The organism is Paractinoplanes brasiliensis (assembly GCF_004362215.1).
GTDB lineage: Bacteria > Actinomycetota > Actinomycetes > Mycobacteriales > Micromonosporaceae > Actinoplanes > Actinoplanes brasiliensis.
Genome location: NZ_SNWR01000001.1, coordinates 7,101,914 through 7,122,965 on the forward strand (window position 1 = coordinate 7,101,914; position 21,052 = coordinate 7,122,965).

The 21,052-nt window shown below is 71.2% G+C and carries 18 protein-coding genes; 10 read left to right on the forward strand and 8 right to left on the reverse strand.

Annotated elements, in window-relative coordinates; all coding sequences use genetic code 11:
• Window positions 1-41: 41 nt before the first annotated feature.
• From C8E87_RS31720 to C8E87_RS31730, 3 genes are read right to left on the reverse strand one after another with little or no spacing between them, the layout of a single operon-like run.
• On the reverse strand, window positions 42-1,379 hold the full coding sequence (locus tag C8E87_RS31720) for a glycosyltransferase family 2 protein (protein WP_133876479.1): 1,338 nt from the start codon (window positions 1,377-1,379) through the stop codon (window positions 42-44).
• Window positions 1,376-2,338: a glycosyltransferase family 2 protein gene (locus C8E87_RS31725; RefSeq protein WP_133876480.1), complete on the reverse strand. Its 963-nt coding sequence runs from the start codon at window positions 2,336-2,338 to the stop codon at window positions 1,376-1,378. The genes C8E87_RS31720 and C8E87_RS31725 overlap by 4 nt, the downstream gene beginning before the upstream one ends.
• Before the next feature lie 46 nt (window positions 2,339-2,384).
• On the reverse strand, window positions 2,385-3,254 hold the full coding sequence (locus tag C8E87_RS31730; protein ID WP_239080525.1) for a glycosyltransferase family 2 protein: 870 nt from the start codon (window positions 3,252-3,254) through the stop codon (window positions 2,385-2,387).
• An 810-nt stretch (window positions 3,255-4,064) separates the two neighbouring features.
• On the opposite strand from C8E87_RS31730, the gene C8E87_RS31735 reads away from it, so the two are divergent.
• From C8E87_RS31735 to C8E87_RS31745, 3 genes are all read left to right on the forward strand, one after another.
• A complete protein-coding gene (locus C8E87_RS31735; RefSeq protein WP_133876482.1) occupies window positions 4,065-5,000 on the forward strand; it encodes a sulfotransferase family protein in 936 nt (311 codons plus the stop codon).
• Window positions 5,001-5,081: 81 nt separating this feature from the next.
• Window positions 5,082-5,993 carry a glycoside hydrolase family protein gene (locus C8E87_RS31740; protein ID WP_133876483.1) on the forward strand — a complete coding sequence of 304 codons (912 nt, stop codon included), beginning with the start codon at window positions 5,082-5,084 and terminating at the stop codon, window positions 5,991-5,993.
• A gap of 287 nt (window positions 5,994-6,280) precedes the next feature.
• Complete coding sequence (locus C8E87_RS31745) at window positions 6,281-6,748, forward strand: response regulator transcription factor (protein WP_133876484.1); 468 nt, start codon at window positions 6,281-6,283, stop codon at window positions 6,746-6,748.
• On the opposite strand, the gene C8E87_RS31750 is transcribed toward C8E87_RS31745, so the two are convergent.
• Window positions 6,690-7,832 carry a M20 family metallopeptidase gene (locus C8E87_RS31750; protein WP_239080524.1) on the reverse strand — a complete coding sequence of 381 codons (1,143 nt, stop codon included), beginning with the start codon at window positions 7,830-7,832 and terminating at the stop codon, window positions 6,690-6,692. The two genes, C8E87_RS31745 and C8E87_RS31750, sit on opposite strands and share 59 nt — an antisense overlap.
• A 771-nt stretch (window positions 7,833-8,603) precedes the next feature.
• Here C8E87_RS31750 and C8E87_RS45870 point away from each other — a divergent pair.
• On the forward strand, window positions 8,604-9,878 hold the full coding sequence (locus C8E87_RS45870; RefSeq protein ID WP_239080523.1) for a GNAT family N-acetyltransferase: 1,275 nt from the start codon (window positions 8,604-8,606) through the stop codon (window positions 9,876-9,878).
• Here the strand turns inward: C8E87_RS45870 and C8E87_RS31765 are convergent.
• Both C8E87_RS31765 and speB read right to left on the reverse strand, forming a co-directional pair.
• Window positions 9,869-10,420 carry a winged helix-turn-helix domain-containing protein gene (locus tag C8E87_RS31765; protein ID WP_133876485.1) on the reverse strand — a complete coding sequence of 184 codons (552 nt, stop codon included), beginning with the start codon at window positions 10,418-10,420 and terminating at the stop codon, window positions 9,869-9,871. The genes C8E87_RS45870 and C8E87_RS31765 overlap by 10 nt on opposite strands.
• 57 nt (window positions 10,421-10,477) lie before the next feature.
• Window positions 10,478-11,578, reverse strand: coding sequence for an agmatinase (speB, locus tag C8E87_RS31770; RefSeq protein ID WP_133876486.1), 1,101 nt, complete (start codon window positions 11,576-11,578; stop codon window positions 10,478-10,480).
• Between the two features lie 98 nt (window positions 11,579-11,676).
• On the opposite strand from speB, the gene C8E87_RS31775 reads away from it, so the two are divergent.
• On the forward strand, window positions 11,677-12,636 hold the full coding sequence (locus tag C8E87_RS31775) for a serine/threonine-protein kinase (protein ID WP_133876487.1): 960 nt from the start codon (window positions 11,677-11,679) through the stop codon (window positions 12,634-12,636).
• Here C8E87_RS31775 and C8E87_RS31780 read toward each other — a convergent pair.
• Window positions 12,633-13,502, reverse strand: coding sequence for a universal stress protein (locus tag C8E87_RS31780; protein ID WP_133876488.1), 870 nt, complete (start codon window positions 13,500-13,502; stop codon window positions 12,633-12,635). The two genes, C8E87_RS31775 and C8E87_RS31780, sit on opposite strands and share 4 nt — an antisense overlap.
• Window positions 13,499-14,962, reverse strand: coding sequence for an amino acid permease (locus C8E87_RS31785; protein ID WP_133876489.1), 1,464 nt, complete (start codon window positions 14,960-14,962; stop codon window positions 13,499-13,501). The genes C8E87_RS31780 and C8E87_RS31785 overlap by 4 nt, the downstream gene beginning before the upstream one ends.
• Window positions 14,963-15,193: 231 nt before the next feature.
• Here C8E87_RS31785 and C8E87_RS31790 point away from each other — a divergent pair, with 231 nt between their 5' ends.
• From C8E87_RS31790 to C8E87_RS31810, 5 genes are read left to right on the forward strand one after another with little or no spacing between them, the layout of a single operon-like run.
• A complete protein-coding gene (locus C8E87_RS31790; RefSeq protein ID WP_239080522.1) occupies window positions 15,194-15,526 on the forward strand; it encodes an STAS domain-containing protein in 333 nt (110 codons plus the stop codon).
• A 56-nt stretch (window positions 15,527-15,582) separates the two neighbouring features.
• Window positions 15,583-16,329, forward strand: coding sequence for an alpha/beta hydrolase (locus C8E87_RS31795; RefSeq protein ID WP_133876491.1), 747 nt, complete (start codon window positions 15,583-15,585; stop codon window positions 16,327-16,329).
• A gap of 16 nt (window positions 16,330-16,345) precedes the next feature.
• Window positions 16,346-17,584, forward strand: coding sequence for an ATP-grasp domain-containing protein (locus C8E87_RS31800; protein ID WP_133876492.1), 1,239 nt, complete (start codon window positions 16,346-16,348; stop codon window positions 17,582-17,584).
• Window positions 17,585-17,616: 32 nt separating this feature from the next.
• The gene (locus tag C8E87_RS31805; RefSeq protein ID WP_133876493.1) at window positions 17,617-18,060 is read left to right on the forward strand and encodes a DUF5990 family protein; all 444 of its coding nucleotides are present in this window, start codon (window positions 17,617-17,619) and stop codon (window positions 18,058-18,060) included.
• On the forward strand, window positions 18,057-21,011 hold the full coding sequence (locus C8E87_RS31810; protein ID WP_133876494.1) for a DEAD/DEAH box helicase: 2,955 nt from the start codon (window positions 18,057-18,059) through the stop codon (window positions 21,009-21,011). The genes C8E87_RS31805 and C8E87_RS31810 overlap by 4 nt, the downstream gene beginning before the upstream one ends.
• The last annotated feature ends 41 nt before the right edge of the window (window positions 21,012-21,052 follow it).

Here is a 21,052-nt window from a genome sequence, read left to right on the forward strand (position 1 = left end):
GTCCTCCGTGAACGTCACGACGCCGGCCGTGACGCGTGTTCCTAGGCCTGGGTGGCGCGTTCCTTGGCCCGTGCCGCCCGGCGAGATGTGAAGTAGGCTCGCGGACCCGCCAGCATGCCACGGCGGTTCGCCGAGAGCAGCTCCTGGGGGAAGTCTTCGCGGATGGTCGCAGTTCGGGCGGTGTCCTTGCCGGTCATGTCCTTCAACGCGCTCGGCGCCAGCCGCATCAGCGGGAAGATCAGGCCCGGTCGGCTGACCAGAAGGCTCGTGTACGCGGCCACCAGCCCCGTGCCGTAGCCCACCATCTGCTTGCGCAAACCCTCGAGGTCGCGCCGGTGGTAGTGCCGGGTGATCGCGGAGGGCTGATAGACGATCGTGCCCCCGGTCAGCAGCACCTGGGTGAAAGCGAGGGTGTCCTCGGAGCCCATGGCCGGGGTGCCGGCGCCGAGCGCGGTGTCGAACAGGCCGATCCGCTCGATCACGCCGGGCCGGAAGGTCATGTTCGCCCCGGTGCCGAACGGCGGCAGCGGGTAGAGCGGGCTCTGGATGTGCCGGGTGTGCGGGCCGAACACGTCCGGCTTGAACCCGCGGCCCTTGCTGTGCCCGCCGAACTGCTCGAACCAGATCTGCGCCTTGGTCTCGAGCTCGGCCGGCACGATCACGCCGGAGATCACGTCGGCCTCGGGGTGCTCGTGCAGGGCGCGGGCGACCTCGGCCAGCCAGTGCGGGTCGGCTTCCTCGTCGTCGTCGAGCCAGGCCAGGATCTCGCCCGGCGCGGCCTTGACGGCGGCGTTGCGGGCGAACGACAGACCGCCCTTGGGCTCGACCATGTAGTCGACCCGGCCGCGGGCGGCGGCGGCCCGTACGACCTGCGCGGTCGCGTCGGTGACTGGCGCGTTGTCGACGACCAGCACGCGGAACGCGGGGTACTCCTGGGCCAGCAGGCTGTCCAGGCACTTGGCCAGCTCGACCGGGTGCTCGCGGGTGCAGACCACGACGGTGATGTGCGGCGCGGTGGTGAGGACCGCGCGCCGCTCGGCCAGGAACTCGGGCTCGCTGGCCGGGTTGACGCCGTGCAGCGGCACCGGGCCGTCGCCGAGGCGAAGGCGGACGGCCTCGCCCAGCTCGGCCTCGACGGCCTGGGCCAGGTCGGCCGGGTGCAGGCCCGCCGCCGGGATGTCGAGCAGCAGGGCGCCCAGCGGCTCGGAGAAGAGCCGGACCAGCAGCCAGGCCTGCTCGGCGCGGCGGCCGTCGGGCTGCACGGCCGGGATCGTCGGCAGGGGCTGCGAGAGCTCGAGGTCGCGAACGATGCCGGGCAGTTCGGTGGCGGACGCGCTGCGCTGCGCCGGGATGACGCTGCGGCCGAGGTCGGCGCTCATCGGGCGGCCTCCAACTGGGACTTGGGGGCCCGCTTGGCGGCGATCGTCTCGACGACCCCGCCCCAGCCGGCCGCGGCCACGCCGGCGACGATGCCGCCGGCGCGCAGGAAGTTGTCGGCGCCCTTGCCGGTCAGGCCGGCGCCCAGGTTGCGCAGCGCGGCCTTGGGCAGCGACCACAGGTACGAACGCTCGGCGCCCAGCGTGTCGCGGTCGCCGCCGTCGTCGAGACCGGCCATCTGCACCTTGCCGCGGCCCTCGGCGTAGCACCGCTTGACGAACCACGGGAAGGTCGAACGGTTCGCCGGCACCTCGTGCCGGATCGTCGCGCCCGGCACGTACATCCAGTGGCCGCCGGCGTGCGCGCTCATCCGCAGGCACAGCTCGGTGTCCTCGGGGCGGTTGCGGTCGCCCAGCTTGCCGAAGCCGACCCGGAAGCCGCCGACGGCGTCGAAGGTTTCGCGGCGTACGACCATGCTGGCCGACCACACGTTGCGGATCGGCGAGGTCTCGGTGGGCATGCCGGCGTACGAGCCGCCGACCGCCCACAGGAACTCCGCCGGCATCCAGCGTGGTTCCGGCCCTTCCCAGGCGGGGATGATGCCCCCGCCCGTGCCGACGACCCGGGGGTCGCTGAACGGCTGGACGAGCCGTTCCAGCCAGTCGGGGCCGGCCGTGATGTCGTCGTCCATGAAGGCGACGAGGGCGGTCTTCGCGTGGAAGGCGCCGGTGTTGCGGTTGCCGGAGACGCCCTTGGCGTAGGCGTTCTCGAGGACGGTCACCCCCGGCAGGTCCCGCTGGATGCGGCGGAACAGGTCGGGGTTGTGATCGACGACCACGACGACCTCGGCCGGCTCGGGTTCCTGCGACCGGGCGCAGGCGACCGTCCGGACGAGCGAGGACCAGCGTTCCTCCGTGTGCGTCGGGATCACGATGGTCGTGTCGAGGGGGGTGGATTCCACGGGAGCGTCTCCTGAAGCGAGGGGTGGGGACGGGTCGCGGGTCCGGTCAGCTCAGCGGCTTGATGTCGGTGCTCACGGCGCCGACCTCGTCGCCCACGCGGGGAGCCGGCGCGGGCGCTTCCGGGGTGTGCGCGGGACCGTGGGCCCGGCTGCCCGGCTGCTGGTGCACGATGACGCCACCCGGGCGGCGCTCGCCCTTGCGCTTCTGGCTGCGCATGCGGCCGTACTCGCTGAAGATGGTGCGCAGCACGCGGAAGCCGTCGCGGAAGGTGTTGAGGTTGGTCTCGCCGTGGATGCGGCGGTGCTCGATGCTGCCGACCTCGCCGACCTTCATCCCGTCGACAGCGGCCCGGATGTTGATCATGGTTTCGATCTCGAAGCCGTCGCCCCAGTGCTTGGTGCCGTCGGTCTTCTTGGGCAGCCGGGTGTCGGGCAGGTCGAGCACCGGCACGACCGTGCGCCAGAACGCGTTGTAGCCGTAGCAGAGGTCGGTGAACTTCGTCCCGAACAGGACGTTGACCACCAGGTTGAGACCGTCGTTGCCGAGCTTGCGCAGCTTGGTGATGTCGTGGCTGTGGCCGCCGTGGTTGAACCGGCTGCCCTTCACGAAGTCGGCGCCGTCGACCAGCTTCTGCACGAACAGCGGGATCTCGGCCGGGTCGGTCGAGCCATCGGCATCGATCATCACGATGATGTCGCCCGTGCAGGCGGCGAAACCGCAGGCGAGGGCGTTGCCCTTGCCGGTGCGGGTCTGGTGCACCACGACGACGTCGGGGCGCAGCTCACGCGCGACCTCGACGGTCCGGTCCTTCGAGCCGCCGTCGACCAGAACCACCTCGTCGATGTTCGCCGGCAGCTTGGCGAACACGTGCGGGAGGTTGCGCTCCTCGTTGAGGGTCGGAATCACCACGCTCACGGTCGGTGACGTTCCTCCGTCACCCCTCGTGTTCATGGCGGGCGTCGAAAACTCCATGTCGGTCCCTTCCCGGGGCGGCAAAGCGGTTCGATCGGCAGATCTGGCGGCAAGAAGCGTAGGGCTTTCGCTTCTGTCGACCAACGTAGCAAGCCGCTACGATGCGTCAACTGTCCGAAAAGACAGCGTAGGGGCGGCTGGGAGGATCATTCTCTCCAACCGGATGACCGCAGTGTATTCACACGGCTAACTGCGCACGATTTTCGTCACATCGTTACCACTGGTAACGGACATTCCACGCCTATATTGGCGTGTCACCCATGAAGGCGACAAGTGCCTCATAGGTACGGTTGGATGGGTGGAATCGGTCATGACGGAGATGCCGGATTACCGGCTGTGAATCACCTCACCGAATACGGGCATTACTGAGCGTATGGGGACGGTTGCAGTTCGGTTGCCGGGCCATCGACGGGTCGCTAAGTCCTGAGCTGGGTAAGTATCGATCAGGACGTAATTCGGCCGCGCCCCCGTAGCCTTCGGGCCGCCTTACCGTTGGTGAGACGATGAACGCTGATGAAGCCCAGTGTGTTTGCGGGCATGCGCAGAGTGCCCATGAGCACTACCGGTCAGGAACTGAGTGCGGTCTGTGCGGACCCGAGCGGTGCCCCCGATTCCGGAAGGCCGCGTGGTGGCGCCGGCTGCTGACCCGATGACGGGACAGGTGCGCGAATACCTACTAGATCTGTAGGGTAAGTCTCACTTCGAGCGAGAACTCGCAGCTCCGCGACGTCTCCGCACGACAGGAGGACTTATATGGCACTTCCCGACTTCCTGATCGCCGGCGTGCCGAAGGCCGGCACGACCGCGCTGCACGCGGCGCTCGCAGGTCATCCCGAGCTCTTCCTGCCCTCGGTCAAGGAGCCCAAGTTCTTCCTGTCGGACGGACCGCCGCCTGCCCGCGGCGGTCCCGGCGACGTGCAGACCTATCAGGAACACGTCTGGCGGCAATCCGACTACGAGGCGCTGTTCGACCCGGCCCCGGCCGGCGCCCTGCTCGGCGAGGCGACCCCGTTCTATCTGCACGATCTCGGCGCCCACGCCCGGATCAAGGCGCTCATCCCGTCGGCCCGGCTGATCCTGCTGCTGCGCGACCCGGTCGACCGGGCCCACTCGAACTGGACGCACCTGTGGAACGCGGGGCTCGAGCCCGAGGCCGACTTCCTCACCGCCTGCCGGGCCGAGCCGCGGCGCGTGGCGGCCGGCTGGGCCGCGTTCTGGCACTACGTGGGCCTGGGCCGGTACGGCGAGCAGGTGCGCCACCTGTACGAGCACTTCCCGCGCGAGCAGGTGCTGCTGATGCGGTACAAGGAGCTCAAGGATCAGCCCGCCGCCGCCCTCGACCGCGTCTGCGAGTTCCTCGGCGTCGCGGCCGGGGTTCTGACCGCCGTCCCGCGGGAGAACGTGAACAGTCACGTCGTCGAGCACAACGGCGTGAACCAGGTTCTGCGCTTTCTCCTGCGCGGCGGGGGTACTTTCGGGCACCGGTTCCCGGTTCCGCTGCGGCTGGCCGCCCGGGGGCCGCTGCTCACCCTGCTGCACCGCAGGCGTGGCGCTCGCCCGGTCACCACGCCCGAGGAGCGGGCCGCGCTGATGCCGCTGTTCGCCGACGACATCGCTCTGCTGACCGAGGTGACGGGAGAGTCGTACGACGACTGGCTCTCGATCGACCGACACGCCGCGGCGACCTAATCCCCACTTTCCCCATAGATATTGCACACTTGTGCCGTTACTGTTCGCACGTCGTTCGTGCCGACTCGACGAGGAGCCGCCTTGACCACGGGAACCTTCACCCTGCCGTTGCCGCGCTGGGACGACTCCACCGTCGTGGTCGACCCACCCGGCGACGAGCCCGGCGCCTGGTCGGGCGCGCCCAGCTCGATCGTCGCCGACGGCCACGTCTACCTGGCGTACCGCCTGCGTCTGCCGATCGGCGAGGGTCGCGGCATCGCCAACGTGGTGGCCCGCTCGTCCGACGGCGTGAGGTTCGAGACCGTCGCCGAGGTGACCAAGGAGCAGTTCGGCGCCGAGTCGCTGGAACGGCCCGCCCTGGTGCGCACGGACGACGGCCGCTGGCGGCTCTACATCAGCGCGGCCACCCCCGGCACCAAGCACTGGCGGGTCGAGCTGCTCGAGGCGGCGACGCCCGAGGGCCTGGCCACGGCCGTGCCGCGGGTGGTGCTGGCCGGTGACGAGACGGCCGGCGTCAAGGACCCGGTGCTGCACCACGACGCGTACGGGTGGCACCTGTGGGCCTCGGTGCACCCGCTGGAGAGCTGGGACGACGCCGACCGCATGACCACCGGGTACGCCACCGGCCCGGACGGCGTGCACTGGACGTGGCGCGGCACGGTGCTCGCGCCCCGGCCGGGGGAGTGGGACGCCCGCGGCGTACGGGTGTCGTCGGTGCAGGTCGACGGCGACGAGATCAGCGTCGCCTACGACGGCCGCGCGACCGCCGGGGAGAACTGGGAGGAGCGCACCGGCGTGGCCCGCGGCAAGCGCCTGGCCGACGGCAGCTTCGGCGAGCTCACCGCCGAGGCCCGCGAGCCGCTGGGCAGCCCGTACGCCCCCAACGGCCTGCGCTACCTCAGCCTGATCACGCTGCCCGGCGGCCGCCGGCGGATCTACTACGAGGCCACCCGGGCCGACGGCGCACACGACCTGCGCACGGAGCTGATCTGACGCGTTACCGCAGGTAGCCGGCGATGTTAGCGTAATCACGATTGCCGGGGCCGGACGCCTGGGGATCGACCGTGCTCGTCTAGCTTGGCAACCGACGCCAGGTGTTCGCGGTAAACGGCAGCACCGTCGGTGGCGGAGTCCCTCCCACAAGGAGCGGCTCCGCCATTCTCATCCGCGGGATCAACCGGCCTGCACCCGTCGTGCACCCCGTGATCTCCTGGAACCTCCCCGGCTGCCGCCGATGATGCCCTTCGACACAGACCACGAGGGTTCAGGAGCGAGAGCACATGGTCGGAGCAGCGGTTTCCATCATTCCCACGGTCATGGCGCCCGCAGCCGGCCACTCCGCGCCCGTCGCGGACTGGGTGACCGGCATCACCGAGCCGACCGTCCTGGTCGCCGACGACGACGTGGACGTACGGGATCTGATCACCTCGAAGCTGGTCGCGGCCGGCTACCGGGTGATCACGGCCGAGGACGGGGCCTCCGCGCTGCGCCAGGTGGTCACCGAGCAGCCCGACATGGTGATCCTCGACGTGTCGATGCCCGGCCTCGACGGCCTCAGCGTCTGCTACGAGCTGCACTCCTCGGCCGACACCGCGCAGATCCCCGTGCTCATGCTCAGCGGCCACTCCCGCCAGGTCGACATCGACCTCGGCCTGACCGTCGGCGCCGACGACTACCTGGTCAAGCCGTTCAACCCGGCCGAGCTGGTCCGTCGGGTCCGCTGGCTCCTGCTGGCCAACGAGGACTGAGGCTCCGCAGGAAGAGACCCAAGGCCTTCCCGTACGGGATGAGCGTCGTCAGGTCGGCATACTCGCTCGCCCCGTGCTGCCCGTCCCCGCCCGGCCCGAAGATCACCGCGTCCACGCCGGCCGCCGTGTAATGCCGGCCGTCGGCGGCGCCGTGCTTGGCCAGCAGCGTGCCCGCGAACCCGGCGTCGCGCGCGGCCTGCCGCAACAGCTTGACCTCCACGCTCCGAGGGTCGGCGTGATGGGGGTGGCCCAGCGCCTCGACCTGGGCCGTCACGCCCGTGAGCTCGCCGAGCCGGGCCTCGATCCGCTCCGCGCTGCGCCAGTCGTCGTCACCGGCCGGGAAGCGGATGTCCAGCCACGCGCTCGCCGCGTCAGGCACCTGGTTGACGGCGGCATTCGGCGTGTCCACGCGGGCCACGTTCACCGTCGTGCGCCACACCTCAGTGTCCGGAACCGGATAGCGGCGCAGCAGCGCGTTGATCGCCTCGACGACTCTGACCAGCGCATTCTCGCCGAGCCACGGGTACGCCGCGTGGGCCGCCCGCCCCTTCGCGGTGAGCCGCACGTGAGCAAGCCCGCGCGACTCGTTCACCACCCGCAGCCCGCTCTGCTCGCCGATGACCACAAAATCGGCCCGTACGCCCTGGGCGATCTGATGGGCTGTCCCGTCGGCGCCGCCCACCTCCTCGTCGGTGACCAGCTGCAGGGCGACCGGAACGTCGAGCGTGGGCGCCAGCCGCCGGAACACATCGGCCATGACCAGCGCCGCGACCTTCATGTCCTGCGCGCCGCGGCCGTAGAGGCGGTCGCCCTCGACCCGCGGCACGAACTGCTCGGGCAGCGCCGGAACGACGTCGAGGTGGGCGTTGAGAACGACCCGGAAGTGTTCGTCCCCCGGCCGGTGCACGAGAGCGCTGGGCTTGCCGTTCGACAGGAACCTCCGTACGGCGAACCTGGGCCCCACCTCGTCGAGCACGAACTCGAGTGCCCGCCGCAGCTCATCCGGCCGCTCCGACGTGGACGGCATCGCGATCAGGTCGCAGGCCCGCCCCACCAGCCGCCGCAGGTCGACCCCATGATCCACCGTTTACGCCTCTCAGCCGGGCCCACCCTCCCCGGGGGCCACCACCACCGTAAGGGCTGTCAAGCCGACCCTGGCGCGTTGTCCACACGCAGCATCCCACGCCTGCGAACGCCCGATGAGTTATCCACAGGCGGCTTCGCGGAACCGTCCCCAGCGGAGAGGACGACGACGGCGGTCTGCCGGGCGCCGGGGCCGGTTCGAGGTGGATGTCGGCGCTGGTCAGCTCGATGGGTGCGCTCCCATCCGAGGCGGGGCGAGGGGCGGGGCGAGGGGCGGGGCGAGGGCGGGGCGAGGGGCGCGGCGAGGGCGGGGCGAGGGCGGGGCACTGTGGGGCGGGTTCGGCCTGTATGCTCGCTCGCGACCTAATTGGGGAGGTCGAGCGGCCGGCGCCGGATCGATGAGTCCCGCGTGTATATCGCCGTGTATTCCGAACGTAATCTCCTGGCAACAATCGGTCAGATCCACAAGCGATCGAAATCCCGTGCCGGGGAAGTGGCACTTAATGTGCGGTTAATTCTCGGCATAATGTTGCGCCGTCAAGAAAATGTCGGACGGCGGGTAATCGGAACGGCCGTGGGGCTCGTCACGTTCCGTGGTGGCCGAACACGGAACGTGAGACGCCGTGACTCCTTGGTGTCGTCATTGGACCGCACGCCCTCACGATGACGGCGTGCGATCCGCACAGGGGGCAACACGCGGTGTGTGAGGGGTGGTAAACGAGCCGTCCATCGAGGGGCAGAAGCGCGGCGGGACCCGTGATAGACATGCGCAGTGCGGGACCAGCGGCGTGCGGAGCACAAACACCCCGAGATCCTCGCCGCCGCCCGCATCGTGGTGGCTGAGCGGGGCGCCGATGCGACACGGTTCTCCGATGTGACCGCGGCGACCGGCGTCGGGGTCTCCACGCTGCAGTACTTCTTCGGCAGCCGGGAGGACATGCTCCGGGCCGTCTTCCGGCATTCCGCCCGCGCCGACTTCGACGAGGTCGCCGTCCGGCTGGCCGGCGAGACCGTCCCCTGGCGCCGCGTTCTGCTGATCGCCACCCACCTCACCGGCGCCGTCGGCAGTGACACGTCGTGGCGGGTCTGGGTCGAGTCGTGGCGGTGGGCGCTGCGCGACCCGGAGCTGCGGGTCGACGTGCTCGCCGACCACACCCGCTGGCGTGAGCTGCTGACCGCCGAGCTCACCACCCTCGTAGGGGATCCGGAAGCAGTCGCCCGGCAGGCGCTCGCGCTGATCGACGGTCTGGCGCTGCCGGTGGTCCTCGGCGACCCGGCGGTCGATCGGCACACGGCGGAAGCCCTGCTGACCGACGCCCTCCAGTCCCTGACCGGCCGACAGCCGCAATCGGGTGCGGTCCGCGACGATGGGGCCTCGGCCGAGCGGCCGGGGCGGTTGGGTGTGGCTCGTGACGATGGGGCCTCGGTCGAGCGGCCGACGCGGTTGGGTGTGGCTCGTGACGATGGGGCCTCGGTCGAGCGGCCGACGCGGTTGGGTGTGGTCCGTGACGATGGGGCCCCGGCCGAGCGGCCGACGCGGTCGGGTGCGGCCTCCCACGATGAGATCCCGGCCGAGCGGCCACCGCGGTTGCGCCCGGCCCGGCCCGGCGACGCGCCCGCCATCGCCCGGATCTGGGAGGCGGGCTGGCGCGACGGGCATCTCGGCAACGTCCCGGACGCGTTGACCCGGGTTCGAACCCCCGGCACGTTCCGGGCTCGGGCCGCCGAGCGGATCAGCGGGACCACCGTGGCGGTCGAAGGCGACGAGGTGGCCGGGTTCGTGATGGTGGTCGCCGACGAGGTCGAGCAGGTCTACGTGGACGCGGCGTTCCGCGGCGGCGGCGTGGCCCGTGTGCTGCTGGCCGAGGCGGAACGGCAGGTCGCGGCGGCCGGGCATCGGGTGGCGTGGCTCGCGGTGGTGCCGGGCAACGCTCGGGCGCGGCGGTTCTACGAGCGGGAGGGCTGGACGGATGAGGGGGCCTTCGACCACACGGCGTCGGGGATCCGGGTGCCCTGCCGGCGGTACACGAAGGCGCTTCAGCTGTAGTCACTGCCGTACAGGTGGCGTCCGGGGTGGTCGCAGTAGAGCAGGCAGTGGTTGTCGTCCTGCTGGGAGGGCGTGCGCACGGCCGCGCAGTGGGGGATCGCGTTGATCTCGGAGGCCGACAGCGTCCACTGCACCCACCAGCCGGTGCCGGCCGCGTGCTGGCCCAGCCCGGCGTGCGGGCCCTCGTGCGGGTGTTCGAGTTCGCAGTGCAGCACCCGGTCGAGGCCGTGGGCCGGGCGGGGCAGCCGGCTCAGCCAGCCCACCTGCTGGTGGTCGAGTTCGATGCGGGCGGGGCAGCGGTGCGCGTCGATGACGGCGAGGGTGGTGACGAAGTTGCCGGCGCCCTTGCGTGACGAGATCAGGCCTTCGGTGCGCAGCACGCGCAGAGCGGACTGCACGGTCGTACGGGCAACCCGGTGCTCGCCGGCGAGGGTGTGCTCGGACGGGAGCTTCGCGCCCACGCCCAGGCTGCCGGTGAAGATCTGATGTCTCAGCTCGGCCGCGATCTGCTGGTACGGGGAGAGTGCCGTGTCGGGGGACATGCAAGGCATGCTGCGTGGCTGGTCAGGCCGGAACAAGTGCGCAACCGCGACTGTCTGTCACGACTCCGCGGGTGGCAGGGAGCGCTGACGATCGCGTGCGGACAGCGACGGCGGGGTCTCGCGGGCGCTCAGCGGGGGCTGCGAACCGCGGCCCGCGAGCAGCGGCGTGGTCTTGTTCCACGGCGGTCCACCTGCGTCTTTGCGGCGGCGCGCCATGCCCGACAGCGCTTCCAGCACGACCCGGTTGCCGAGCATGGCGGTGATGTCGGCGTGGTCGAACGGAGGCGCCACCTCGACAATATCCATGCCTACTACGGGTAATTCGTGGCAGATCCGCGAGACGCTGTCGAGCAGTTGCCGCGCGGTGAGCCCGCCCGGTTCGGGGGTGCCTGTGCCGGGGGCGTGGGCGGGGTCGCAGACGTCGATGTCGACCGAGAGGAAGACGCCGTCGCAGTCGTCCAGCGCGATCCGGAACGCGTGGTCGAGCACGGCGTCGAGGCCGCGGTGGACGATCTCGCTCATGTGGAACGAGTTCATGCCCTGGTCGGCCATCCAGTCGAGGGTCTCGGGACCGGGCCAATAGCCACGCAGGCCCAGTTGCAGGAAGCGGTCCCCCCGTACGGCGCCCGACTCGATCAGGCGGCGCATGGGCTGACCGTGGCCGTAGAGCGACCCGAACTCGATGTCCCCGGTGTCGGCGTGCGCGTCGAAGTGGATGACCGAGATCCGGCCGGCGCCGTGGTGCCGGGCCACGCCGGTAACGTCGGGCCAGGTGATGGTGTGGTCGCCGCCGAGGATCAGCGGGATCGCGCCGTGCGCCGTGACGTGGGCGACCGCGTCCTCGATGGTGTCGCAGCTGCGCTGGATGTCGCCGCTGAAGACCTCGAGGTCGCCGGCGTCCTTCACGGTCAGGTCGCCGCCCAGCGCGTCCACCCGCATCGCCAGGTGGGGGCGGGACCCGTCGTGGGGCAGGTAGTCGGTGCCCCGGATGACCTGCGGTCCGAATCGGGCGCCGGGCCGATGGGAGGTGCCGCCGTCGAAGGGCGCGCCGAGGATCACGACGTCGGCGTCCGCGTACGTCTCCGGCTCCTGCCAGTCGCAGGCGGGTACGCCAAGGAAGGTGATCTCGGGGCCGTACATCGGTCCGTAGCGCGTCACGACGGGGACTGTATCTCCATACAGTGGCCGAGTACAGCGTTTCCGCAGGGGCGTCGGAGGGTAGAGCCATCCGAGGATCTGATCAGGAGGTTCGGTACATGCGGATGCTGGGCGGCCGTTACGAGCTTGTGCGGCGCATCGGTGTCGGCGGCATGTCCGAGGTGTGGCGGGGCCACGACCGGGTGCTCGACCGTCCGGTGGCGGTCAAGATCATGGGACCTTCGCTGGAGGGCACGCTGGGCGACGCCGCGAGTGTCGACCTCGTACGGACGGAGGCCCGCTCGGCCGCGAAGCTGGCGCACCCGAACGTGGCCGGCGTGCACGACTTCGGCACCTCACGGTCGGAATCGTCCGCGCGTGAGGTGCCGTACATCGTGATGGAGCTGGTCGAGGGGCAGACGCTGAGCGCCCATCTGGCCGCGGGGCCGCTCGACTGGCGGATCGGGGTGCGGATCTGCGCCGAGGTCGCCGCCGCGCTGGCCGCCGCGCACGCCGAGCTGATCGTGCACCGCGACATCAAACCCGCGAACGTCATGCTCACCCCGTCCGGCGCCAAGGTGCTCGACTTCGGCATCGCGGCCTCGGCCGGAACCCCGGATCCCGATCCCGAGCTGCCGGTGATGGGCACCCCGGCGTACGTGGCGCCCGAGCTTTTCGAAGGGGTGCCGCCGACCCCGGCCAGCGACATGTTCGCGCTGGGTACCCTGCTGCACCAGTGCATCAGCGGGCGCCTGCCGTGGCGGGCCGAGTCGCCGACAGAGCTGGTCTACGCCCAGCGCTACCGCGACCCCGACCCGCTGCCCGAGATCGACAAGCTGCCACTCGAGGTGGAGGACCTGGTGTCGCGCTGCCTCAACCGCGACCCGGCCGAGCGCCCGACCGCCATGGTGGCCGCGCTCCTGCTGGCCGAGGCGGTGGACGCCCGCGTCTACGTGCCGATGCAGGACCTGCACGCCGAGGAGGCGCACCCGCAGATCTCGCCGTGGGACAAGCGTGCCGCTGAGGAGCCGACCTCGGTGGCAGTGCAGGCTGGAGGCGGACGGCACCGCGCCGGCTAACCGCTGCGCGGCACCACCACCAAGGGGCGGCACGCGCGCCGGATCAGCCGGGTCGAGACCCCGCCCAGCAGCACCCGCCGGGCCGGGCCGTAGCCGCGGGAGCCGCAGTACAGCACGTCGACGTCGGTCAGGTCGGCCAGCGCGTCGACGACGTCCCCGGCCACGATCTGCCATTCGGTCGTGACGTCGGGGACCGACTCGGCCGCCCGGCGCAGCGACAGCTCGTACGTCTCGCGGGCGGTGTCGAGGAAGGCCCGCTCGATGTCGTCGCCGATGAGGAACGGCAGTGCGGCGTCCCCCGCGGCGACCACGGTGTAGAGCTTCAGCGTGTCGCCGCCGCGGCGGGCCATCTCCGCCGCGGCGTTGAGGGCGGTCCGGCCGTCCGGTGTGTCCACGTAGGCCACGCCGACACGGCGCTGCTCGGCGGGCGGGGCGGGCATCGCGGCCGGGGCGATGGCGACCGGGCAGACGCTGCCGGCGAGCAGCCGCTCGGCCGTGCTCCCAGCCATCAGGCGTTCCCGGGTGGCGTGCCGTCCCGAGCCGATCACCAGCATCTGCGCATGGGTCTCCTCGGCCAGGTCGTGCAGGCCATGGGCGGCCGACGACGACGAGGCCATGCGAAAGGCCACTTCCCCCCGTACGCCCTCCAGGGCCTTACGGGCGTCGTCGAGCACCCGCTGAGCGGCGCGATGCCGGTCGGCCACCCACTCGGCGTCGACCCGCCCCGAGCCGAGCGCGGCCGGCGCAGGATGCACGACGGCGACGACGAGCGGCGCACCGAGCGCCTCGGCGAACCAGCGTCCCAGGGTCAGCGCGTCGGCGGCGGCCGTGCCACCGTCGACGCCCACGATCACCGGCCCCGTCATCGCGGATCACCCTCCTCGGGCGAGCGGGCCCATCCCGGGGTCCCGTCCGGGTCGCGGCGCAGGCGGGAGTTCTTGTAGCCGTACAGCCAGTAGATGAGCACGCCGATCGCCAGCCAGACCACGAACCGGACCCAGGTGTCCCACGGCAGGTCGCTCATCAGATAGACGGCGAAGGCGATGCCCAGCAGCGGCAGCACCGGCGACCACGGCACCCGGTACGGGCGAGGCATGTCCGGCCGGGTGCGCCGCAGCACGATGACTCCGACGTTGACCAGCACGAACGCGAACAGCGTGCCGATGTTGACGAGCTTGACGATCTCGCTGAGCGGGATCAGCGCCGCCAGGATCGAGATGAGCACGCCGAGCACCAGGGTCAGCCGGGCGGGGGTGCCGTACCGCTGGTTGACCTTGGCCAGGCGCTGGGGGAGCAGGCCGTCGCGGCACATGGCGAAGAAGATGCGGGTCTGGCCGTACATGATGACCAGCACCACGCTGGTGATGGCGACGACCGCGCCGAGCGCGAGGATCGCGGCCGCCCAGCTGATCCCCGCGCCCTCGTCGAGCGCGGCCGCCAGCGGCGCGTCGCTGCCCTCGAGCGTCTCGGGCGAGGCGATGCCGATCGCGGCGGTCGCGGTCAGCACGTAGAAGATCGTGCAGACGACCAGCGAGCCGATGATGGCCAGGGGCAGGTCGCGGGCGGGCTTCTTGGCCTCCTCGCTGCCGGTCGAGACCGCGTCGAAGCCGATGTAGGCGAAGAAGATCACCGCCGCGGCCGCGGTCACCCCGTCCACTCCCTCGGGGGCGAACGGCTGGAAGTTGCCGGTGCCGAAGTTCGCGAACGCCACGATGATGAAGAACAGCAGGACGAGCAGCTTGACCGCAACCATCACCAGGTTGACCCGGGCGCTCTCGGTCACGCCGCGGATCAGCAGGAACGTGATGGCCAGGACCACCAGGACGGCCGGCAGGTTGAACACGCCGCCGTCCTCGGGCGACTTCGCGATCGCGTCGGGCAGCGCCACCCCGAACGCGGAGTCGAGGAACGCGTTGAGGTTGCCGCCCCAGCCGACGGCGATGGCCGCGACCGAGACGCCGTACTCGAGGATCAGGTCCCACCCGATGATCCAGGCGACCAGTTCGCCCATGGTGGCGTACGTGTAGGTGTACGCGCTGCCCGCGACCGGGATCGACGACGCCAGCTCCGCGTAGGACAGCGCCGAGAACACGCAGGCCACCGCGGCCAGCACGAACGACAGGATGACCGCGGGCCCGGCGATGCCGGCCCCCTCGCCGATCACCACGAAGATGCCGGTGCCGATGATCGCGCCGACACCCATCGCGGTCAGGTGCGTGGCGCCGACCGCCTTCTTGAGACCGTGGCCCTCCTCGGCCGTCTCGGTGATGAGGGACCGGACGTCGCGCACCGCAAAGATGCCCGGCCGTCCCGAAGTCGTGGCCATGCTCACTCCTCCCGCCTCTGATCCCGCCTATGTGACTTTGGGCATACGACAGGTCACTCCGCAACCGGACAGCGAGATCGGGCAGGTTCGACATGCTCCGGAGGGCACAGCGCGCACCGGGTGTCCGCTGTGGCAGTGGAAACAGGCGGCAGCCTGCGAGGAGACTGAAACCAGAGGTACGGTGGCCAGACAGCCCCAGGTGACGGAGGTTCGGCGGTGGGCGAGGCGGTGATGACGACGCGACGCCAGGCGGACGGCGCGATCGTCGTCGATGTCCGCGGAAGCCTCGACGCCGCGACGGTGGGGGCGTTGCAGGAAGCCCTGCTCGGCACCCTGCAGCGCGAGCGCCCGCTGACGCTGATCGTCGACCTGACGTTCGTGACGTTCATGGATTCCCAGGGCATCGGCGCGCTGGTCTCGGGGCACAACGCGGCCCGCGAGACCGGCACCCGGTTCCTGCTGCGCAATCCGAGCGAGTTCGTGCACCGGCAGCTGCGCGTCACCGGCCTGGCCGAGATGTTCGGGCTGCCTCCCTCGTCGTCGAGCCAGACCTACACGCCCTGACGCCACCTGCCCGGCAAAGGCGCGCGGCTGCCCGGAACGGCGGTTAGTGTGCCTTCATGGAGGCCAGGCGTGACCCCGATTGGTGGACGCTGCCCGCCGCGGCCGGGTCGTGGTCGACGCTCGAGCTGCCCGTGAAAGCCGTACGGGCCGAGCTGAGCGCCCGGGTCTGGTCACCGGCCGAGGCCACCGGCAGGGTGCTGGTCGCTCATGACGGTCCCGACTACGACAAGCACGCCGACCTGGCCCGGTACGCCGCCGCGTCGATCTGCGCGGGCCGCATCGAACCCTGTCACGTCGTGTTGCTGCCGGCCGGGAACCGTTTCGAATGGTATGCGGCCCTCCCCGCGTACGCCCGGGGTCTTGGTCTCGAGATCTTGCCCCGTCTGACCGAGCGCCTGTCGGGCGGCCGTCCCGTGGTCGCGATCGGCGCCAGCCTGGGCGCGCTGGCCCTGCTGCACTGCCAGCGCCGGCACCCCGAGCCCTTCGCCGGGCTGTTCCTGCAGTCGGGCAGCTTCTTTCAGCCGCGCTTCGACCGCCACGAGTCGGGGTTCGGGCGCTACCTGCCGATCGTGCGCTGGACAGGGCGGGTGCTGCGGGCCGGGCGCGGTCCCGCCGTGCCGACCACGTTCACCTGCGGCAGGCTCGAGGAGAACCTCGCCAACAACCGGAGCATGGCCGAGGCCCTGCGCGGGCAGGGTTATCCGGTCACCTTCGCGCAGATCGAGGGCGGTCACGACTGGCCGGCGTGGCGCGACGCCCTCGACCCGCACCTGACATCCCTGCTGAGACGAGTCTGGCCCTGAAACACCGGGAGGCACCGTGGCGGACGTCGAACACACCATCGGACTTCTACTGGGAACGGAAGACGACTGGCCACGGGCCTTCGAGGCCCTGGTGCGCCGGCTGGGGACGGTGAGCGGGCCGGACGGCCGGACCCACCGCGTGCTGTCCGAGCGGGTCACCATCGAGCCGTTCAACCTGCGCTACAAGCCCCGCCACGAACTGGTCATCGACCGGCTGGCCTACTGGTACTACCACCCGCGCGAATGGCTCAAGAAGATCGCGCTGATGGACGACGTGTACCTGCTGAACAGCCCGTTCACGTTCCAGTCGATGGAGAAGCACGCCGCCTACTGCGCGATGATGCGGCTCGGCCTCAAGGTGCCCGAGACGGTCCTGGTGCCGTACAAGAATCCCCTGGACAACAGCCGGTACGCGTACACGGCGGCCCGCTACAACCAGGCGTTCGACCTCGACGCGACGGCGGCGCAGGTGGGCTATCCGATGTTCATGAAGCCGTACGACGGGGGCGCCTGGGTCGGCGTCTCCAAGATCCGCAATCCGGACGAGCTGCACGCCGCGTACGACGCCTCGGGCGAGCGCCTGATGCACCTGCAGGCCTCCGTCGAGGACTACGACGTGTTCGCCCGGTCGCTGACCATCGGCCCCGAGACGATGGTCATGAAGTTCCGCCCCGAGCAGCCCATGCACGCCCGGTACGAGGTCGACCACGGTTTCCTCGGCGCCGAGCAGGGCGACGAGGTGGTCACCATCTCGCGGCTGGTCAACGCGTTCTTCCGCTGGGAGTTCAACTCGTGCGAGTCGCTGGTGCGCGGCTCCGACGTGCACCCCATCGACTACGCCAACGCCTGCCCCGACGTGGCCCTGACCTCCCTGCACTACTACTTCCCGTGGGCGATGGCCGCGCTGATGCGCTGGTCGGTGTTCTGCGTCGTGACCGGCCGCAAACCCCGGCTGGACACCGACACGTCGGCCTACTTCGCGATCGGGGACAACCCTTCCCTCTCGTACGCCGAAAAACTCGCCGGATACCGCAAGCTCGCCGACGACTACTTCGAGGCCGACCGGTACGCCGAGTTCTGCGACCGCTACCTCGGCAACGTCGACGAGATCGTGTACGACTGGGTCACCTCCGACGAGTTCCGGTCCCTTTTACGCGAGACGGTTCGCGCCACGTACCCGGTGCACGAGCACGAGAAGTTCTTCGCCCACTTCGGCGGCCTGCTCGACGCCTGGGTCCGCGACAACGCCCGCTGAGTTTGTCGGACCCCCCGACTAGGGTTCTCAGCGTGAGGATCCGGATCGAGGGACGCGACCTGCCCGCCGCCCGCCCCGGTGGTCAGGCCGACGCGTTGCGCCTGGCGGGCGTGCACGTGGGGGTGCAGCGCGACCGTGCGGTGGTCTCGCTCTTCCCGGCGTGGGCCGAGTCGGCCACCTGGGAGTTCGAGATCACCTCACGCGAGGTCGACGAGTTGCTCGACGTGGGCGGGCCGTTCGTGCACGGCCGGCCGGGCGCCCGTTTCCTCTATCTGAGCTGGGGCAACGTCCACGGAGCCGACTTCCAGATGTTCCGCCGGGCCAAGCTGATGTTCGGCGACGTGCCGACCGCCGCGCTGCGCGAGGCCCACGAGGGCGCCGGGGTGCTGACCGCCTCCCTTCCCCTCACCGACGGGTTCGGCGACCCCGTGTGCGCCCGCGTCCGGCCCCCGGTGATCGCGTGGGAGGTGCGATGAGCTCCCTGGTCGCGGCCGAGGTGCGGGTGCTGCACGCCTTCGTCGGCCGCGACGGGGCTCTCACCGTGTGGGGTGAGGGGGCACCCACCGGTGGGCCTGGGCATCCGTTCGCCCTGCCCTCTTCGCGGCTGCCCGTGGGGGAGCAGCGGACGGCCACGCTGCTGCTGCCCTCCACGAGCGCCGGCCCGCTGCCGTCGCCGCAGCTCGGCCTGCCGCCCCGCCGCGGCACTCCCAGGTTGCGGGCCTGGCAGGTGCCGGCCGTCGTCGTGCCGTTCCTCGACGCCGAGGTCGCCGCCGAGTTCGACGGGCGGCTCGGCCGCTCGGTCGAGTGGGCCGTCGAGCTCTGCGAGTTCGCGGCCGACCTGGTGCGCCGCGGTCGCGTGCTGCCCGTCGTGCACCCGCACGGCCCGACCGCCCGCTGGCGGCCCGTGCTCACCGGCTTCGACGCCGTCCACCGCGACGACCTGCTGCGCCGCCTGCCCGCCGCCGCCCGCGCCGAACGCGCCCGCCCCGGCGACGTCGCCGGCCTGCCCGCCGAGGACGCGCTGGCCGCCGCCCTCGACCGCCTCGTCGACGGCCTGGTCCGCACTCGTCTGGCCGAGGCCGGCGTGCGCCTCGGCGACGGCTGGCTGGCCGCGCTCACCGGCGATCCCGAGTTCCCGGCCGCCCCCGCGCTCGCCGACGAGCTGGCCGACCGCCTCGACCGGTGGCACACCAGCGCCCTCACCGGCGCCGCCGTCCGGCTGTGCTTCCGCCTCAGCCACCTGGCCGAGGTCGAACCCGACCAGCCCGATGCGGTCAACCCCGCCGCGTCCGCCGCCCCGCCCCGCGACGCCTGGCTGCTCGAGTTCCTGCTGCAGGCCGTCGACGAGCCCAGCGCCCTGGTCACCGCGGCCGACATCTGGCGCGACAGCTACGCCCCGCTGCGCCGCTGGACCAGCCACCCGCAGGAACGCCTGCTCGGCGCGCTCGGCCGGGCCGCCCGCCTCCATCCCGACCTCGACGCCGCGCTGCACGTGCCCCGCCCCGTCGACATGGTGCTCGACACCGAGGAAGCCCACCGGTTCCTGACCCACGCCGCCACCCTCGAAGAGGCCGGCTACGGCGTCCTGCTGCCGTCCTGGTGGCAGGAGAAACCCGGCCTCGGGCTCGGCCTCAACCTGCGTCCCCGCGACCCGATCCCCGCCGTGCTGCGCGACCGGACGGCCGACCTGGCCCACCTCGTCGACTACGACTGGGGGCTCGCCCTCGGCGGGCGCATGCTGACCAGCGAGGAACTGACCGACCTGGCCCGGGCCAAGGTTCCGCTGGTCAAGCTGCGGGGCCGCTGGGTCTGGCTCGACGCCGACCGGCTCGACGCCGGGCTCCGCTTCCTGGCGCGCGGCGGCGGCACGATGACAGTCGGCATGGCGCTGCGCACGATCAAACTGCTGCCGCCCGAGGAACTGCCGCTGCCGGTCACCGCCACCAGCGGCGCCGGGTGGGCGGCCGACCTGCTCTCGGGCGAGCTCGAGCACCGGCTCGAACTGCTCGACCCGCCCGCCGGGCTGCGCGGCGAACTGCGGGCCTACCAGCGCCGGGGTTTCTCGTGGCTGGCCTTCCTCGACCAGCTCGGCCTCGGCGCGTGCCTGGCCGACGACATGGGCCTGGGCAAGACCGTGCAGCTGCTCGCCCTGCTGCTGCACAAGCGCTCGGGGCCGGCGCTGCTGATCTGCCCGCTGTCGGTGCTCGGCAACTGGCAGCGTGAGACAGCCACGTTCGCGCCGTCGCTGCGGGTGCAGGTGGTGCACGGCAGCGAGCGGGTGATCGATCCCGACGCCGACATCGTGCTGACGACGTACTCCACGGCCGTCCGCGACGCCGACCAGCTGGCCGCCGTGCACTGGGACAGGGTCGTGCTCGACGAGGCGCAGCACGTGAAGAACAGCGCCGGCGAGGCGGCGCGGGCCATCCGGCGCTTCCCGTCGCGCATGCGGATCGCGCTCACCGGCACCCCCGTGGAAAACCGGCTGGCCGAGCTGTGGTCGATCCTCGACTACCTCAACCCCGGCGTGCTGGCGTCGGCCCACACGTTCCGCGCCCGCTTCGCGGTGCCGATCGAGCGGTACGCCGACGAGGACGCGGCCGCCCGGCTGCGTCAGGCCACCCGGCCGTTCCTGCTGCGCCGCGTCAAGTCCGACCCGGTCGTGATCAGCGACCTGCCCGACAAGCAGCACGTACGCCACCTGTGCGGCCTCACCGGCGAGCAGACCACCCTCTATCGCGCGATCCTCGACGAGATGACCACGCGGCTCGACGAGAGCACCGACCGCTGGAACAAGGGCATCGTGCTGGCCGGCATGACCAAGCTCAAACAGGCCTGCGTGCACCCGGCGCTGCTGCTCGGTGACGGCTCGCCCCTGCCCGGCCGCTCCGGCAAACTGGAACGCCTCGAGGAAATCGTCGACGGCGCGCTGGCCCAGGGCGAGAGCGTGCTGTGCTTCACCCAGTTCGCCAAGTTCGGGGCGATGCTGACCCCGCACCTGGCGGCCCGGTTCGATGCGCCGGTCCGCTTCCTGCACGGCGGCACCTCCCGCACAGCTCGCGACGAGATGGTCGCCGAGTTCCAGTCCGACGAGCGTCCGGGCGTCTTCGTGCTGTCGTTGAAGGCCGGCGGCACGGGCCTGAACCTCACCGCGGCCAACCACGTCGTGCACATCGACCGCTGGTGGAACCCGGCCACCGAGGAACAGGCGACCGACCGCGCGTTCCGCATCGGGCAGCAGCGCGACGTGCGGGTGCACACGCTGGTCTGCCTGGGCACGCTCGAGGAACGCATCGACCGGCTGCTGGCCGACAAGGGGGTGCTGGCCGCGCGCGTCGTCGGCAACGGCGAGGGCTGGCTGACCGCGTTGTCCACCACCGAGCTGCGTGACCTGCTCACCCTCGCCCCGGAGGCCATCGTTGACTGAGCTGTTTGCCTTTCCTGCGGGGCCGTCCGCGACTGAGCTAC

What these genes read in the sequence shown, in the direction of transcription:
- C8E87_RS31720 (WP_133876479.1), bottom strand. Translation starts at nt 1,379, where the DNA reads ATGAGCGCCGACCTCGGCCGCAGCGTCATCCCGGCGCAGCGCAGCGCG.
- C8E87_RS31735 (WP_133876482.1), top strand. Translation starts at nt 4,065, where the DNA reads ATGGCACTTCCCGACTTCCTGATCGCCGGCGTGCCGAAGGCCGGCACG.
- C8E87_RS31745 (WP_133876484.1), top strand. Translation starts at nt 6,281, where the DNA reads ATGGTCGGAGCAGCGGTTTCCATCATTCCCACGGTCATGGCGCCCGCA.
- C8E87_RS31765 (WP_133876485.1), bottom strand. Translation starts at nt 10,420, where the DNA reads ATGTCCCCCGACACGGCACTCTCCCCGTACCAGCAGATCGCGGCCGAG.
- C8E87_RS31775 (WP_133876487.1), top strand. Translation starts at nt 11,677, where the DNA reads ATGCGGATGCTGGGCGGCCGTTACGAGCTTGTGCGGCGCATCGGTGTC.
- C8E87_RS31780 (WP_133876488.1), bottom strand. Translation starts at nt 13,502, where the DNA reads ATGACGGGGCCGGTGATCGTGGGCGTCGACGGTGGCACGGCCGCCGCC.
- C8E87_RS31785 (WP_133876489.1), bottom strand. Translation starts at nt 14,962, where the DNA reads ATGGCCACGACTTCGGGACGGCCGGGCATCTTTGCGGTGCGCGACGTC.
- C8E87_RS31790 (WP_239080522.1), top strand. Translation starts at nt 15,194, where the DNA reads ATGACGACGCGACGCCAGGCGGACGGCGCGATCGTCGTCGATGTCCGC.
- C8E87_RS31795 (WP_133876491.1), top strand. Translation starts at nt 15,583, where the DNA reads ATGGAGGCCAGGCGTGACCCCGATTGGTGGACGCTGCCCGCCGCGGCC.
- C8E87_RS31810 (WP_133876494.1), top strand. Translation starts at nt 18,057, where the DNA reads ATGAGCTCCCTGGTCGCGGCCGAGGTGCGGGTGCTGCACGCCTTCGTC.